Annotated in this window: 14 protein-coding genes; 5 read left to right on the plus strand and 9 right to left on the minus strand. The window is 35.9% G+C overall.

What is annotated here, in order from left to right:
• Nucleotides 1-41 precede the first annotated feature (41 nt).
• The 5 genes from RNZ47_RS09125 to RNZ47_RS09145 all read right to left on the minus strand — a co-directional run bounded on the left by RNZ47_RS09125 (nt 42) and on the right by RNZ47_RS09145 (nt 4,798).
• Nucleotides 42-635 carry a hypothetical protein gene (locus RNZ47_RS09125; RefSeq protein WP_311939076.1) on the minus strand — a complete coding sequence of 198 codons (594 nt, stop codon included), beginning with the start codon at nt 633-635 and terminating at the stop codon, nt 42-44.
• A 79-nt stretch (nt 636-714) separates the two neighbouring features.
• The gene (locus RNZ47_RS09130) at nt 715-1,038 is read right to left on the minus strand and encodes a hypothetical protein (protein ID WP_311939077.1); all 324 of its coding nucleotides are present in this window, start codon (nt 1,036-1,038) and stop codon (nt 715-717) included.
• A gap of 61 nt (nt 1,039-1,099) precedes the next feature.
• Nucleotides 1,100-1,951 carry an alpha/beta hydrolase gene (locus RNZ47_RS09135; protein ID WP_311939078.1) on the minus strand — a complete coding sequence of 284 codons (852 nt, stop codon included), beginning with the start codon at nt 1,949-1,951 and terminating at the stop codon, nt 1,100-1,102.
• Nucleotides 1,952-2,045: 94 nt separating this feature from the next.
• Nucleotides 2,046-2,612, minus strand: coding sequence for an SGNH/GDSL hydrolase family protein (locus RNZ47_RS09140; RefSeq protein WP_311939079.1), 567 nt, complete (start codon nt 2,610-2,612; stop codon nt 2,046-2,048).
• A gap of 56 nt (nt 2,613-2,668) precedes the next feature.
• Complete coding sequence (locus RNZ47_RS09145) at nt 2,669-4,798, minus strand: M1 family metallopeptidase (protein ID WP_311939081.1); 2,130 nt, start codon at nt 4,796-4,798, stop codon at nt 2,669-2,671.
• A gap of 251 nt (nt 4,799-5,049) precedes the next feature.
• Here RNZ47_RS09145 and RNZ47_RS09150 point away from each other — a divergent pair, with 251 nt between their 5' ends.
• Both RNZ47_RS09150 and RNZ47_RS09155 read left to right on the plus strand, forming a co-directional pair.
• Nucleotides 5,050-5,577 (plus strand): inorganic diphosphatase, encoded by a 528-nt coding sequence (locus tag RNZ47_RS09150; RefSeq protein WP_311939083.1) that lies wholly within the window; start codon nt 5,050-5,052, stop codon nt 5,575-5,577.
• Between the two features lie 129 nt (nt 5,578-5,706).
• Nucleotides 5,707-8,067 (plus strand): sodium-translocating pyrophosphatase, encoded by a 2,361-nt coding sequence (locus RNZ47_RS09155; protein ID WP_311939085.1) that lies wholly within the window; start codon nt 5,707-5,709, stop codon nt 8,065-8,067.
• Between the two features lie 80 nt (nt 8,068-8,147).
• Here the strand turns inward: RNZ47_RS09155 and RNZ47_RS09160 are convergent, their stop codons facing one another.
• The 4 genes from RNZ47_RS09160 to RNZ47_RS09175 form a co-directional block, all read right to left on the minus strand.
• Complete coding sequence (locus tag RNZ47_RS09160; protein WP_311939087.1) at nt 8,148-8,762, minus strand: deoxynucleoside kinase; 615 nt, start codon at nt 8,760-8,762, stop codon at nt 8,148-8,150.
• A gap of 3 nt (nt 8,763-8,765) precedes the next feature.
• Nucleotides 8,766-9,560 (minus strand): hypothetical protein, encoded by a 795-nt coding sequence (locus RNZ47_RS09165; protein WP_311939089.1) that lies wholly within the window; start codon nt 9,558-9,560, stop codon nt 8,766-8,768.
• A gap of 122 nt (nt 9,561-9,682) precedes the next feature.
• Nucleotides 9,683-10,366, minus strand: coding sequence for a response regulator transcription factor (locus RNZ47_RS09170; RefSeq protein WP_311939091.1), 684 nt, complete (start codon nt 10,364-10,366; stop codon nt 9,683-9,685).
• Nucleotides 10,359-11,825, minus strand: a complete 1,467-nt coding sequence (locus RNZ47_RS09175) for a sensor histidine kinase (RefSeq protein ID WP_311939093.1) — start codon at nt 11,823-11,825, stop codon at nt 10,359-10,361. The genes RNZ47_RS09170 and RNZ47_RS09175 overlap by 8 nt, the downstream gene beginning before the upstream one ends.
• A gap of 150 nt (nt 11,826-11,975) precedes the next feature.
• On the opposite strand from RNZ47_RS09175, the gene RNZ47_RS09180 reads away from it, so the two are divergent.
• The 3 genes from RNZ47_RS09180 to RNZ47_RS09190 all read left to right on the plus strand — a co-directional run bounded on the left by RNZ47_RS09180 (nt 11,976) and on the right by RNZ47_RS09190 (nt 16,530).
• Nucleotides 11,976-12,803: a GLPGLI family protein gene (locus RNZ47_RS09180; protein ID WP_311939095.1), complete on the plus strand. Its 828-nt coding sequence runs from the start codon at nt 11,976-11,978 to the stop codon at nt 12,801-12,803.
• 84 nt (nt 12,804-12,887) lie between these two features.
• Nucleotides 12,888-13,760 carry a GLPGLI family protein gene (locus RNZ47_RS09185; protein WP_311939097.1) on the plus strand — a complete coding sequence of 291 codons (873 nt, stop codon included), beginning with the start codon at nt 12,888-12,890 and terminating at the stop codon, nt 13,758-13,760.
• Between the two features lie 31 nt (nt 13,761-13,791).
• Nucleotides 13,792-16,530, plus strand: coding sequence for a carboxypeptidase regulatory-like domain-containing protein (locus RNZ47_RS09190; protein WP_311939099.1), 2,739 nt, complete (start codon nt 13,792-13,794; stop codon nt 16,528-16,530).
• Nucleotides 16,531-16,791 lie beyond the last annotated feature (261 nt).

Genomic DNA, 16,791 nt, shown 5'->3' on the forward strand with positions numbered 1-16,791 from the left:
AGCGGATTGCCCTATGATGAGAACTTTGTTTCTAAATTAGCTTAAAATTGCTTGTTTTTTAACTCAGTTCTTTGTTGTAACACGTTTTTTATTCCGCTAAATATTGTATTCAGTTCTATTTCTCTCTTTTCAATTCCGTCCATTTTGTCAATTTTCTGTCCAAAAATTTTTTTCCAAAAACCTCTTTTTGTAAAGTCATATGAATAGCTAAAGTTCGAGTCAGATTCCGCAATGTAAAGTTTGGATTTCAGAATTTTGTCGTTTTTAACGAATTGAACTTCTTTTCCTTTAAGTCCTTTTTCGAGAATTGAGATAATTCCGTTTCGATTCCGCTCATTAAATTCCAAAGCTGGGTCTCCATAATCTGGCGGTTCGCTAAAATGATATTGATAAAAATATTCTCCGTAAACATATTTATTATAACCTGGAACTGTCGGATTGAAAATATGAAGATAAATCAGTTTATTTTCTTCTGTAAAATATCCAACTCGTATTTCAGTCAGAGATTTTTTGTCAGTCGATTTGAATGTTTCGATTTCCGTTGCATTTGTTATATCAGAAGTTGGATTTTCAAATTTTCCGCTGTCAATTAATATTCGGTTAATAAACTCTTTCCAATCTTTAAATTCCTGCATTTTCTTGATTTGGTCAAATGTGTTACAACAATTATATATAATTAATATTAACTATATACAAATTATGTGTGTCATAGTTTTAATGCTGCAAACGAATTAAGATATTTTTTCTGACAAAATCAAAAGAGGCGTAATCAAAAAAAACTTTTATTTTTAACCCTTTTTGGCTTGACTTTAATTCTTTTTGTAGTTTTAAAAAAGTCATTCTGTTAATTATTACCATAGGCACAAAGAAGAAAGGCATAAAAACAGGAAAACTTAGTCCGCTTTCTTGGTAATTAAAAAAGCTTGCTACAAACATTATTAAAACGAGTATGTTAAGCACAATTGTAGCCATTTTATAAGTTTTGGTCTTTTTTTCGAGTTCTTGAATACTCATTTTTTCGATGTGTTCTTTTTTCATATTACTATCAGTTAATTGAATTTATACTTTTTCAGATTAACACAGAGTTCAATTAACATTTTTAATTTTTTTCTTCCATAAATATTTTCTCAAAGGCACTATATACTGCTAAATGAAGGGTATCTCCGTGATTTTGCTTTTCAAAAAACTCAAAATATATATTCGTATTTTCTTTCTTAAGTAGGTTTAATTTATGGTATAAAGCTTTAGCTGTCCGTTCCATAATTTGGCCTTCTTTTCCAACTGCAATATAAATGGATTTTTTGGACGAGTATGGCCTCGGTGTGTATTTAAGCAACGATTCGTCGTCCCACCATAAACTAGGACTTGCGATAATATAATTATCAAATAAATTGGGGGTTTTAAATAATATTTCAGTTGCCAAAAGGCCTCCAAGTGATTGCCCAATCAAAGTTTTAAGTGAATCTGTTTTATAATTTGTGTCAATATATGGCTGCAATTCCTTTTCAATAAAATTGATGAATCTTTCGGATTTTCCCGTTGTTGGAAAGTCTTCTTTGTCTTTTTTGTTATTCGTTGGAAATGTAAAATCTCTTTTTCTATCAACATTAGAAATTCCAACAACAATTGATTCCGGTATCATATTAATCCAAGAGAAGGAACCAAATTGTACAATTCCAGAAATATGAATAAAATCCTCATCAATGGAACCATCTAATACATAAATTACGGGAAATTCTTTTATTGAATCCGTGGTGTATCCGTTTGGCAGATAAACGTTTAAAATTCTGTTTTCATTAAGTATTTTCGATTGGAAATTTATTTTCTCTCCAATCGAGAGTGGAGTTATCTTATTCTGTTCGTTTTCGTTTTGGCCAAAAATAAAATTGCATAATATTATACTAATAAATGTTAGGATTATTTTTATTCGAATCGTTTTAATTGGCGACATTTATGATATAGGTTTAATGTTTTGTATTGGTAGTTAAACGAAGGTAGTAGATTTTTTTACAAGGCCAAATGCAATTAAGTTGAGTTTTTATAAATTATTTAGGAAACAAATACTCTACAATAACTTTTGCCGCTGCTTCACTTCCTTTTTTAGAAGGGTGAAATCCGTCGGCGCCATAATAATCATAGTTGTTTGTCGCGTTAAAATGTTTTTTCCAAATCGCGCCAACGGGACAAAGAATAGCGTTATTTATTTTGGCGGCATAACTATGGTTGTTTATTACACCTTTAAAGCGTTCGGGATGATTTATCGGCGGCCATACCATAAAATAGGCGAGTTTTGCATTGCTGTTTTTGCATAGTACACTATACTTTTTGCCATAATCTACCAATAATTCTTTGCCGTTTTGTAGCGACGATGGGCCTTGTTGAATAATCACAAAATCGTAGTTTTTACTTGTTATTAATTTTTGTACCTCGCCTTCTTCCCAATGATCTGAAATCGCATAATTGGGTTTGGCAACCATTTTTGTTTTTACAGTAATGCCGTGTTTTTTGGCTTGCTTTTTAACCAATTGCGGTAAATTGTTGGAATAGGTTAAGCTATTGCCAATAAACAGAATATGAAACTCGGTTTGTTTCGACTGACTTTCTAATTGCAAAAAAAGACAGATGCACGTAAAAAAAGTTCCTATATATTTAAAAAGATTCATCTTAACTAATTCCCAGTTTCCTTATTTTTAAAGGCGTCAAATTCACTTTCTGTTTCAACTTTAGGAAAACTATTGTTGGTGGTATCAACATCGGCAAACTCAAAATTTGGGTCAAGATTAACCTCGGTAACTTCCTTTTCTTTTATAAAGGTCTGCTTTACTTCGTATTCGTTTCTGCGCCAAATTTGAGCCGGTAGTTTATCGATTTCTTTAGAGCCATCGGTATAAATCCACTCAATGGTTACGGGCATAATTAAGCCGCCTTTATTTTTAATGCTTACTTCGTAAATATTTTTTCCCAACACTTGTTTTCTAATTTTGGTTTCATCAAGTCGCGATAAAAACTGACCATAAGCTGCATCGGGTGTGGTGGTCATATTTATAACCTCGGGACCGCTAGAAAAATCTTTGGCTTTTACCGTAGTGTTTTCGCCTTCAATTTTAAATTGCGATTTTTGCTTTTGGTCTTCAATATTCGTGTTTTCTTCAAAAACCTTGAACCATTTTACATCGGTTAATTCCATATCCACATTATCGGTTGTAAAAAACCAACCTCTAAAAAACCAATCTAAATCGGTTGCGGTGGCATCTTCAAGCGTTCGGAATAAATCTGCTGGATTGGGGTGTTTGAATTTCCAACGGTTGGCATATTCCTTAAATGCTTGGTCGAATAGCTCTTTACCAATAATGGAGTTGCGCAACATTTGTAATCCAACGGTGGGCTTTAAATAGAAATTGGCTCCAAACTGACTCATTAATTCATTATCGGAGGTCGTCATTATAGGGCGCAAAATGTTTTTATCGCCACTCATAAACGGCACGATGCTTTTTGGTGTTGTGCTGTTAAAATCCGGGTAGCGTTCGGCAACGGTGCGCTGGTGCAAAAAGGTGTTTAAGCCTTCGTCCATCCACATCCATTTACGCTCGTCTGAACTCACAATCATGGGGAACCAGTTATGTCCCACTTCATGTATTATTGTTCCTATCATACTTTGTTTGGCGGCATCGCTCATTTTGCCATTAATTGCACGACCGCCATTAAAACTAATCATCGGGAATTCAATTCCAATATTGGAGGTGTTAACCGAAATACATACCGGATATGGGTAATCAAAGGTTGCTTCAGAATACACTTCTAAAGCATGCTTAATGGCTTTTGTAGATTCCTCTTGCCACACCGGCAAACCTTCTTTGGGGTAAAACGACATGGCCATAACCGTATTGCTTGGCAACTTTACAGCTTGCGCATCCCACAAAAATTTTCTGGACGATGCAAAGGCGAAATCGCGAACATTGGTTGCCTTGAATTTCCAGGTTTTTAGTTTTTTTGATTTTGTTTTTTCGTTTGCTTCGGCTTCTTCTTTGGTAATAATCATAACGGGTTTATCAAACGATTTACGTGCCGTTTCGATTCTGTTTTGTTGCGTTTTTGATAAAATATGGTCACTGTTTTGAAGGCTTCCGGTTGAAGCGACAATATGGTCTTCGGGAACCGAAATTTCAACCTCATAATCACCAAATTCGAGAGCAAATTCACCTAACTTTTGAAACTGCTGATTCTGCCAACCCTCGGTATCGTTATAAACAGCCATTCGCGGAAACCAATGTGCAATTAAGTAAACAGTGTTATCGTCTTCAGGAAAATACTCGTAGCCTTCTCGGGATAATAAATACATGCTTCGATCGGTTATGGGATACGACCAGGCTATGGAAAAAGTCATGGAAGTGCCCGATTTTAAAGGCTCTTCAAGCAATACTTTCATCATGGTGTTATTAACGAGTGATTTTATGGCATGCCCATTTTGGTCTTTTATATATTTAATGGAATAGCCCGCAGGAAAATTGATGGCTCTGCTAAGAAACTGCATTTGTCTGGCATTCATGCCATCTTTAATACTGTTGTTTATACTGCCAAAGTCTTCATTCCCTTTTTTATTCACATTTTGTTCCAATTGAATCCATAAATAACTTAAATCGTCTGGAGAGTTGTTGTAATACGTAATGGTTTCTTCGCCAGAAAGTGTGTTGTTAGCTTCGTTTAAAACAGCCTTTATTTTATAATCGGCACGTTGTTGCCAATACGCTTTTCCCGGAGCACCACTTGCAGTACGATAGGTGTTTGGGGGTGTTATCATGCGGTCAATCGGTTCAAATTTACCTTGCCATTTTTGGGTTTGGGCTTGCAAGGATAAACATAAAATAGCTGTAATTAGGAAAAATAGAAAACGACGCATAATATTGATTTATAATTAATTATAACAGTGAAGCAATATAATAATTTTTAAGTCTTACAGCTGGTTTTATACTTGGTTTTAAGCAAAAAACAAATAGATTTTGTTGTTAAATCTTAACATGTTCAGTACCTTTGCAGGCCAAAATAATAAAGATGACTAAGAAAAAAGACGTGACTTTTGATGTATTAATTGAAATACCAAAAGGGAGTAGAAATAAATACGAATACGATTTTACACTGAATAAAATACGTTTTGACCGTACCTTGTTTTCGTCCATGATGTATCCAGGCGATTATGGTTTTATTCCAGAAACATTGGCTTTGGACCAAGATCCGCTTGATGTTTTGGTTTTGGGCATAGAGCCAACGTACCCCATGGTTGTTATGGAAGTAAAGCCTATAGGCGTTTTCCATATGGCGGATGAAAAAGGACCGGATGAAAAAATTATTTGTGTACCGGTTTCAGACCCGATTTGGAGCAAAAATAAAGATTTGAGTGATTTGAACCCGCACCGCATAAAGGAAATCGAGCACTTTTTTCAGGTTTATAAAGATTTAGAAGAAAAGAAAGTAGATGTTGGCGGTTGGGGAGATGCCGAAAAAGCCATAGATATTTATCATAAATGCGTAGAGCGTTATGAGCAAAGTGAGCACAAGAAAAAAAGAACTTTTACAATATAGTATCGTTATTTTACGACGGGACAAAAAAACAAACCATTTTAATATTTAAGGTGGTTTTTTTTATCACTTATATTTTCCTATTTTTAGCCCCGTTAAAAAATATTAACTAAATAAACTAACTGAATAAATATGGAATTAATAGTAAATTTTTTACCCGCTTTTGGTGTTTTGGCACTAGTGTTTGTATTAATAAAAAGTGGCTGGGTTTCAAAACAAGAAGTGGGAGATGCTAAAATGGCTAGAATTGCAAAAAACATTGCAGACGGTGCCATGGCATTCCTAAAAGCGGAATACAAAGTTTTAGCAATTTTCGTGGTTGCAGTAGCTATCTTATTGTTTTTTAAAGGGAATAATGAAGTGGGTTCAAACTGGATGGTAGCCATATCGTTTATAGTTGGCGCTATTTGTTCGGCGTTGGCTGGATTTATTGGAATGAAGGTTGCAACTAAGGCCAATGTTAGAACCACACAAGCGGCAAGAACATCATTGGGAAGAGCCTTAGAAGTGGCTTTTGCAGGTGGTGCTGTAATGGGATTGGGCGTTGTTGGTTTAGGTATTTTAGGATTAAGTGGCTTATTTATGGTATATCAAATGATGTGGCCGGGAGCAGATAATATTCCAATGGTACTAAACGTACTTTCCGGGTTTTCTTTAGGTGCATCTTCAATTGCTTTATTTGCACGTGTTGGTGGCGGTATTTATACCAAAGCAGCCGATGTTGGTGCAGACTTGGTTGGTAAAGTAGAAGCTGGTATTCCAGAAGATCATCCATTGAATCCTGCTACAATTGCAGATAACGTTGGTGATAACGTTGGTGATGTTGCTGGAATGGGTGCCGATTTATTTGAATCGTATGTAGGTTCTATTATAGGTACCATGGTATTGGGAGCTATTATTATAACACCTAATTTTGATGGTTTAGGCGCCGTATATTTACCATTGGTTCTTGGAGCCGTAGGAATTATAATGTCAATTATAGGAACGTTTTTCGTAAAAGTAAAAGATGGTGGGAATCCACAAACAGCATTAAATATTGGTGAATTTGGTTCAGCGGGATTAATGATTGTAGCATCTTATTTCATAATTAATGCATTAATTCCTGAAGCTGTTGAAGGTTTACCTTTCGGAGCTATGGGTGTATTTTGGGCAACAATCGCTGGTTTAGTTGCTGGTTTGGGTGTTGGTAAAATAACTGAGTATTATACGGCTACGGGTAAAAAACCTGTGTTGTCAATTGTTAGACAATCTGAAACCGGAGCAGCTACAAATATTATTTCTGGATTGGGTGTAGGTATGATGTCAACAATGATTCCCATTTTGTTGATCGCTGCGGCTATTATGGTTTCACATCATTTTGCAGGTTTATACGGTATTGCTATTGCTGCGGTAGGTATGCTGGCAAACACGGGAATTCAATTAGCTGTTGATGCTTACGGACCAATCTGTGATAATGCAGGTGGTATTGCTGAAATGGCTGAGTTACCTCATGAAGTTCGTGAACGTACCGATAAATTAGATGCTGTGGGTAATACAACTGCCGCTGTTGGAAAAGGTTTTGCTATTGCTTCTGCGGCCTTAACGGCGCTAGCTTTATTTGCAGCTTTTATGCAAACAGCTGGTGTATTATCAATTGATGTGTCACAGCCTAGAATTATGGCAGGCTTATTAGTTGGAGGTATGTTACCATTTGTGTTTTCGGCCTTATCTATGAATGCCGTTGGTAGAGCTGCTATGGCAATGATTGAAGAAGTTCGTCGTCAATTTAGAGATATTCCACAATTAAAAGCCGCTTTAGAAGTTATGCGTAAGTATGATTCTGATATGACAAAAGCATCAGATGCGGATAGAAAAATATTTGATGATGCCGATGGTGTAGCTGATTACAGAAAATGTATCGATATTTCAACCAAGGCATCGATTAAAGAAATGGTGTTACCAGGATTATTGGCAATCGCTGTTCCTGTGGCTGTTGGATTTATTGGAGGCGCAGAAATGTTAGGAGGTCTTCTTGCTGGCGTAACTACTTGTGGTGTGCTTATGGCCATCTTCCAATCGAATGCCGGAGGTGCTTGGGATAACGCTAAGAAAACTATTGAAGAAGAAGGTCGTAAAGGAACAGAGGCTCACAAAGCCGCTGTTGTTGGTGATACCGTTGGTGATCCTTTTAAAGATACGTCTGGACCATCATTAAACATTCTTTTAAAATTAATGTCTGTTGTAGCGTTGGTTATCGCGCCTAGTATCGCTATTACTTCCGATGGTGTTGCAGCTTATACCGAAGAAAAAGAAGCTACTGAATTGGTAGCCCAAAATATTTCAAAAGAAATTAAAGTAGAAATGAATGAAGTTGAAACTGGCGTTTTTAAAGCAGTTGTAACTACCGTTATCAACAAAAACGGTGAGAAAACGACCAATTATGAAACGTTTGAAGGTACTGAAGCCGAAGTAAAACAAGCGGTTTCAAATTTGAAGAAAGCAGATAATAGTTAATTATAATATTCCTTATAATAACAAAAAAAACCACATCAATCGATGTGGTTTTTTCGTTATAAAATATCTAAATAATTCTTTTAAAAAAGCCCATTAATTTCAGCCTCCACTTTATTGATAATGTACCCTAAATCTTCGGGATTCGAAACAAAATCCAATTGGTCGACATCAATAATAAGCAAATTGCCTTTATCGTATTTTGATATCCAAGCTTCGTAACGCTCGTTTAATCTGCTTAGGTAATCAATACTTATGGAGTTTTCGTAATCGCGACCGCGTTTATGGATTTGATCCACTAAATTAGAGATGGAACTGCGCAAATAAATAAGCAAATCCGGCCCTTGTACAAACGATTCCATAAGTTCAAATAGCGATGAGTAATTCTCAAAATCACGATTGGTCATTAAGCCCATGGCATGTAAATTGGGGGCAAAAATATGCGCATCTTCGTAAATGGTGCGGTCTTGAATAATGTCTTTTCCGCTTTCACGGATTTGAGCCACTTGACGAAATCTGCTGTTTAAAAAATACACCTGCAGGTTAAAGCTCCAGCGTTCCATTTGATTGTAAAAATCGTCTAAATACGGATTGTCCACAACGTCTTCAAGCTGCGCTTCCCATTTATAATGTTTTGCCAATAATTTTGTAAGCGTTGTTTTTCCCGCGCCAATGTTTCCTGCAATTGCAACGTGCATAATTTAATCTTTTATTAGTTGGTATTCATGAAGAAATTCATTGTCGTAAAGATACAAGCTTCCTCTGTTTAGTAAAAACTGATTTATTAACAATTTTGGTGTTTCAATCGAGGAAATAACCTGACTGTTTTTTGGTAAATAGTACAAGCTTTTATCGTTGGATTGAAGCACTATGTTGCCATAATTTAAAGCCATGGCTATATAGTTTTTATTTTCGATTTTATAAATAAGACTACCATAGGCATCGTATTTATACAAGTACTTTTCTGTAAGCAACCAGCAATAGGTATAGCTGCTTACAAGCTGAATTACAAGCGACTGCACGGGGAGTGCTTTTGCCCAAACCTCTCCGGTTTTATAGTTGAAAAGCTCTAATTGTTGCAAATCCTGATTGAAAACCCAAAGTTTGCTGCCAAAACCTGTAGAAACATGCGATATATTTTTATACGGTTTTATGGTGTTGAAATCGATTTTATCCATTTCGGAAAACCGATTGTCTAAAACCACAATCGTATTAAAGTTTTTGTAAAAGACTTTGATTTTTAAAGGACTAAAAGCATCAACCGATGTGATGTCGCCCAATTGTACGTTGCTGTAATTATAAATAATAGCGTCTTTATGCTTTCTAAATAACGTGTTGTTATCGATGTATTTAATGACTTCGAAATTGCTGACTTTATCAACGGAAATTATGCTTTCTGCTTTAAGCTCAATTTTTTTAACGAATGTTGTTTTAATCCTTTTTTGTGGAAACGCGACTGTGGAAACAAAAAAGAAAAAGAAGGGTATTAATCTCATTAATTTAAACTGAACAAACCTTAAGCAATCATAAAAGAAGTAAAGTTCGTTTCTGCATTTTATCCTAAATACCCATTATGGGTTTTCATTGTATTCGGAAAAATACAAAAATCAAACCACATTCAGCAAATTAGTTTATATCCAAACCCACGAACATTTAAAATTTGAATGCTTTCGTCTTGATTTAGTTTTTTGCGAAGTTTGGTTATAAAAACATCCATACTTCTCGCCGAGAAAAAATCATCATTACCCCAAAGTTTTTTCAGAATTACAGACCGATTTAAAACCGCGTTTTGGTTTTTTATTAAATGAAACAATAAGTGCGCTTCGCGGTGAGTTAATTGCACGGGTTCTTCACTGTTAAATTGCAGCATTTGCTTGGGGAAATTAAAGGTATAGTGCCCAATTTTTAAGAGTTCCACGGTTTTTTGAAGCTCGGTTCTACGCAATAAATTGTTGATTCTAACAATTAACTCTTCTATGCTAAAAGGCTTTTTTAAATAGTCGTTTCCGCCAATGTTAAAGCCTTCAACCACATCTTGGGTTTGCGATTTTGCGGTTAAAAATATAATAGGAATGCTGTCGTCAATCGTTCTAATGTCTTTGGCTAAGGTAAACCCGTCTTTTTTTGGCATCATCACATCCAAAACCAACAACTCGGGACTTTCATTTTTATACACTTCGAAAGCCTTTTCGCCATTTTCGCATAACAGCACATTAAAGTTTCGGGTTTCTAAACTTTCTTTTATAATTTGCCCTAAAGCTTGTTCGTCCTCCGCTAAAAGTATGGTTGTGGGCTTAGTCATTTGGGAGCGTAATTTTAAAAGTGGTTTGGTTGTTTTCTAAATTTAAATGAATGCTGCCGCCGTGTTTTTCTGCAATTTTTTTGGCATAATACAAGCCAATTCCAAAACCTTTTACATCGTGGGTATTGCCTTTTGGTACGCGATAAAATTTTTCAAAAATCTTTTCTTTATTTGCTTTCGTTAATGTGTTCCCATCATCTGAAACAGATACCGTAAAAGCAATGGCATTTTGTGATAAATCAATATTAATGGTGTTTCCGCCGTATTTTATGGCGTTATCTAAAATATTATTTATGGCATTTTCAAAATGAAAGGCATCAATTTTGGCGGTAACTTTATCCGAAGTCGCTTTAAAATGTATCGGTTTTTCGGTTTGTATTTTATGTTTGTCAACTATGGTTTGCAATATATCCGCAATATGGCAATGGTCTTTTTCAAGTGTTAAACTATCGCTATCCAAAGTGGCGGTTTCCAGTAGTTTTTCAACCATAATATTGAGTTTTGACAATTGATTGTTAGACATATCCAAATAGGTTTTTGTCTTCTCTTTATCATCAATAACATTAAAGTTTTTAATGCTTTCAATGGCAACACCAATAGTCGCAATTGGGGTTTTAAACTCGTGGGTAATATTGCTGATTAAATCGTTTTTTACTTCGGCCAATTGCTTTTGGTTTTTAATGATTTTTAAAAGATACAGCAAACAACCAATAACGGCCAAAACAAGAAAGGTAGATATTAAAATACTAAGTGCGCTTCTTTTTAATATGATTTTTGTGGCGTTCGGATAAGCAATTTCTAAACTTTCATTTTGCTTTAAAAAAGTGGATTTGGATGTGGTTCTTAAATAATCGGGGCTTTCAATTGCGGTATTAAAGGTGTTAAAAACACGGTCGTTTTTATAATGTTTTAATGCAAAATTGATGTTTAACTGTTTTCTTTCAAACTCATTTTTTATAATGGGATTTAGCTTTTTAAAATCTAAAGTATCATTTTGAATGGATATAAAAATAGAAGTAATGCCTTTTACGAGTTTTAGGCTATCGGCGGCTTTTTTACCTTTTATAACCTTAATTTGTTTGATGTGGTTTTCGGCTTTCGAAAAAGTAAAACCGCTATCGGAACCGTTAATTTGTGTAAAGCCCGAAATTTCTTTATCAATGTCGCCTCTATAATCTTCTTGTATTTTTCTGAAAATAGAATCGTTGCGTAACCCATTCAACCGGTTTTTAAAATTTAAGCTATCCGTTTCAATGTCTATAAAAGTCATTTGGTTCGCTTCGGCAAGATCGGCATAATAGGTGTCTAAAGCATTATCAAAACCAACCTGTACTTGATTTATAAAATTCTGTTTGTTCTGTAAATAATTTTTGTAATTCCAATAGCATTGCACAACTATGGTTAGCAATATAGTGGTTACAATTAAATATAAAATCCATTTATATTTCTTCTCATTCATATTTCAAAAGTAAGGGTTAAACCGTTACAAAACCAATGGGTTAACACACGTTAACACTCGTTAACTATAAAAAGCCCATATAGTTTTAATATTTGTACTTCATCAATCAAAAAACGAACAGTAATCAATTTTATTAAAAAAAGATATTATATGAAAACAATTATGAAATGCATTTTTATGGTATTTACTTTGGTGGTAGCAAAAGGAAATGCGCAAGATTTTCAGGGTGTGGCCACCTACAAATCGCACAGAAAAGTGGACTTAAAAATGAACGACGAGAACACGAATGCAGAAATGCAAAAGCAAATTCAAGAGCAATTGCGAAAACAGTTTCAGCAAGAATACACATTAACGTTTAATAAAAACGAATCGATTTATAAGCGTAATGAAAAGTTGGAGGCACCATCGTTGGCAAATTCTGGTGCTCAATTTAAAATTAAAATTTCCCAGGGATCCGATGTGATGTACAAAAACGTAAAAGAAAACAGATACACCAATAAAACAGAAATTTACGGTAAACAGTTTTTAATAAAAGACACGCTAAGCAACCGAAAATGGGAATTGGTAAACGAAACCAAAAACATTGGCGATTACACTTGTTTTAAGGCGGTTTTTAAAGATGATTATACCACACAAACATTTAATGAGAAAGGTGAAACAGAAGAAGTAACCAAAGACCGGACCACCACGGTTTGGTACACACCGCAAATTCCCATTAATAATGGGCCAGATGATTTTTATGGGCTTCCCGGGTTGATTTTAGAAGTTAACGATGGCGATCTAACCTTGGTTTGCAGCAAGATTGTAATAAACCCAAAAACGCCTCTAAAAATTGAAGAACCCACAAAGGGAAAAGAAGTCACCCAAGCAAAATTTGAAGAGATTATGGAGAAAAAATCCAAAGAAATGTTGGAGCAATTTCGGTCCAGAAGAGGTAGGGACGATGGCGAAAGAGTTATGATTAGAGTTGGCGGATAAATAAACGGATGGCCGTATTAAACCATAGTGATTTTTAGTAGTCTTATAGATATTATTTAATACCTAACCAAAAGACTTTATAAAATGAAAATCACTGATTTTTTTAAATATGCTATTTCTAGTTTAATCCTGTTTGTTGGCGTTTTCGCTTTTGCCCAAAACGACTTTCAAGGTAAGGCGTACTACATGTCGAAAACCTCTATCGATATGGATAATTTTGGGCGACCCGGAATGAGCGAAGATCAAAAAAAGCAAATAGCAGAACGCATGAAAAGCATGCTTGAAAAAACATACGTATTAATCTTTAATAAAACAGAATCCATTTATAAAGAAGAAGAAAAATTGGAAGCTCCCGGTCAAGGTCAAGGCGGCCGATTTAGAGGAATGATGTCTAGTTTTACAGGTGGCGACCAATACAAAAACGTTAAGGAAAAAGCGTTTTTGCAAGATCAAGAATTGTTCGGGAAACAGTTTTTAATAAAAGATTCTTTACCTCAAATAAATTGGGTAATGGGTAGCGAAACCAAACAAATAGGACAGTACATGTGTTTTAAGGCCACGGCAACAATTGCAGATTCCAGTTTCGATTTTACAAGATTTAGAAGACCGCGGGAAAGCAGAACCAGTGAGCAAGATTCAACCCAAACCAAAGAGCCAGAAACCAACGATTCCGAGAGGTTAATTCAGGTTGAAGCGTGGTATACACTTCAAATTCCAATCAGCCAAGGCCCAGGTGAATATTGGGGACTTCCCGGTTTAATTTTAGAAGTAAGCGCAGGGAGAACTACCGTTTTATGTTCAAAAATAGTGATGAATCCCAGTGAAAAAGATGCCATTAAAAAACCTTCAAAAGGAAAGGAAGTCACCAAGGTGGAATATCAGGAAATCTTAGAAAAGAAAATGGAGGAATTACGCGAAAACTTTAGAGGACGAGGTCGAGGCGGTAGAAGAGGGTAACATCATAAATTAACCAATCAAGAATCACTTAATGAAATTAAAAATAACCACGCTATTTATTTTAATAGCAAGCTCAGCTTTTGCCCAGATAAAATTAGAAGGCGTCGTAAAAGACAGTATAGGCAATCCGCTTGAATTGGCCAATGTGATAGCCATAAATCAAGAAACCCAGGCTTTGGAATCTTACGGTATTACCAATGATGACGGGCGTTATAAATTAAATTTAGAAAAAAACACAACCTATAGTTTACAAGTAAGTTATATAGGCATGAAGGCTTTTAAGGAAACCATTTCCACCAAAGAAGTGGATCTTGTTAAAAATGTTTCCATGATGCCGGACAATGCTTTGGACGCTGTTGAACTCACTTACGAAATGCCGGTAACGGTAAAAGGGGATACCTTAATTTACAATGCCGATTCGTTTAAAACGGGCACAGAACGAAAACTTGAAGATGTTTTGGAAAAATTACCGGGTGTAGAAATTAATGACGATGGGCAAGTAGAGGTAGAGGGTAAAGTGGTTAATAAACTTATGGTTAACGGAAAGGATTTCTTTGATGGCGACACCAAATTGGCTACCAAAAATATCCCATCAAATGCTGTGGATAAAGTGCAGGTATTGCGAAATCATTCCGAAGTTGGTCAGTTAAGAAGCGTTACAAATAATCAAGATAATGTCGCTATAAATATCAAACTTAAAGAAGGTAAAGAAAATTTTTGGTTTGGTAATATTACTGCTGGCGGTGGCGAATCGCCAGACAACGAACTCTATTTAGTGCAGCCCAAACTGTTTTATTACAGTCCCGAGTTCAGTCTTAATTTTATTGGCGATTTAAATAACACGGGAGATTTGGCATTAACACGTCGCGACCTTCGCGGATTTGGAGGTGGTTTTAGGGCTCCGAGCAGAGGCAGCGGAACCAGCATTAATTTGGGCGATAACGGACTTAATTTTTTAACGAGCCAAAACAATGCGCTCGAAATCGAAAACAAATTAGCGGCTTCAAACTTTAGCTATTCACCTAAAAAAACACTCGATTTAAGCGGTTTTGCAATTTACAACAGTAGCCGAATATCATCGAAAGAAACAAGTTTTGTACAATACACCGATGCCGATTTGGGCATTCCTGATGAGGCCACCGAGCAAAGTAGTAAAGAACGCTCCAATCAAGGATTAGCCAAATTAAGTGCGTCTTACAAACCCAATTTAAACAATCAATTGGATTACGATATTTTGGCACGTTTTTCTAAAGATGAACAAAATCAAAACCTGTTTTCTTCGGTTGTGGGCAATACAAATCAGTTGGATGAGGTTACGCCATTCAGCATCAATCAAAACCTGAATTATTATTACACACTTAACGATACCAATATTTTTGCTTTTGAAGCACAGCATTTAATAAAAAACGAAGACCCATTTTACAATGCATTACTGGTTAACGACCCCAATAATAACGATGAAATAGATCCAAACGATAGAGATGCCTTTGATACAACGGCACAAGCCATGGGTTTTAATACCATGTTAAATAATTATGATTTGGCCCAAGACAGGCGTATAAAATCCAATCAGCTTGATGCCAAATTGGATTATTACAATATCCTCAATGCAAAAAGCAATATCAATTTTACTTTGGGAACAATTTTGAGCCGACAGGAATTCAACTCCAGTATTTTTCAATTTTTAGACGATAATACACAATTTAAACCCACGCCAACCTTTAATAACGGTCGCGCCACAAACGATACCGATTACAATTTTACCGATGTGTATTTAGGCGTTCATTATACATTAAAAACCGGTAAGTTCACCATAACTCCAGGGTTTTCCGTGCATGCTTACGGTAATAAAAACAGTCAGTTTGGAGAAACCTTTAAAAACAACTTTTTGAAGTTTTTACCAGATTTCGAAACCCGTATTCAATTTAAAAAGAGCGAAAGCTTAACCCTGCGTTATACTATGCAAAATCAATTTACCGATGTTACGCGATTAGCACAGGGCTTGGTGTTTAACAATTACAACAGCATTCAGTTTGGCGAACCCGATTTGCAAAATGCCCTATCGCACAATGTAAGCTTGTTTTACAGCAGCTTCAATATGTTTAATTACACCAATGTTTTTGGGCGTCTTTCCTATTCAAAAAATATCGACCAGATTAGAGGCTTAACAGATTTTGAAAACGTGATTAGAACCAGCACCTTTTTCAACTCAAATTTTGCCGACGAAAGTGTATCGGCAAACGGACGCATACAGCGCACCTTTGGTAAATTAAGAGCTGGTTTATCCGCCAATTTCAACTACAGTAAAATCAATCAATTTGTACAAGGCAGGCAATCGTTAAGCGAGCGGTTTACCCAGAGTTACAACCCCGAGTTGCGCACTAATTTCAGGGAGGCACCAAACCTAAGGTTTAGGTATCGTTACAGCGTTTCCAACAACAATTTGGGCACAAGCACAACCAAGTTTATTACCAAGGCACCATCGGTAGATTTTGATGCTTACATCTGGCAATCGGTTACTTTCAGAACCGAATATACCTATACCAATCAAAACAGCGGTTCACAGCCATCGCAGTCCTTTAAAACCTGGGATGCGTCGTTGGCTTACCGAAAAGATAAAGATGCCAAATGGGAATACGAAATTAAGGCCACAAACCTATTGGATATCGACTCGCGCGTGCAAAACAGTGCCAGCAATCTCGCCGTTTATAATTCCGAAACCTTTATACAACCGCGCTTTATAACATTGCGGGTGCGTTACGAGTTATAATACAATTATATTAATTTCTTTAAGTTTAACACTTTTTATTTGGGCGTTACCACAACCCTTCAACTACGTTCAGGGCAAGTGGTCGGGCTTTCGGCAGTCGCTTCCTCCTACGTCGACGAGCTCCAACAAATGCCTCAATCCCTAACGCACATATGTGCTAGCTCAAGTTTTTTAACCGAGGATTGTTTTATTTTTGTAGGGGGTCAATTAGCCATTTTGTGTACCATGGGTAGCGTCACGTTAGGCGTTAAGGCCTATTAG

This window comes from Hwangdonia seohaensis, from assembly GCF_031932625.1.
Lineage (GTDB): Bacteria > Bacteroidota > Bacteroidia > Flavobacteriales > Flavobacteriaceae > Hwangdonia > Hwangdonia seohaensis.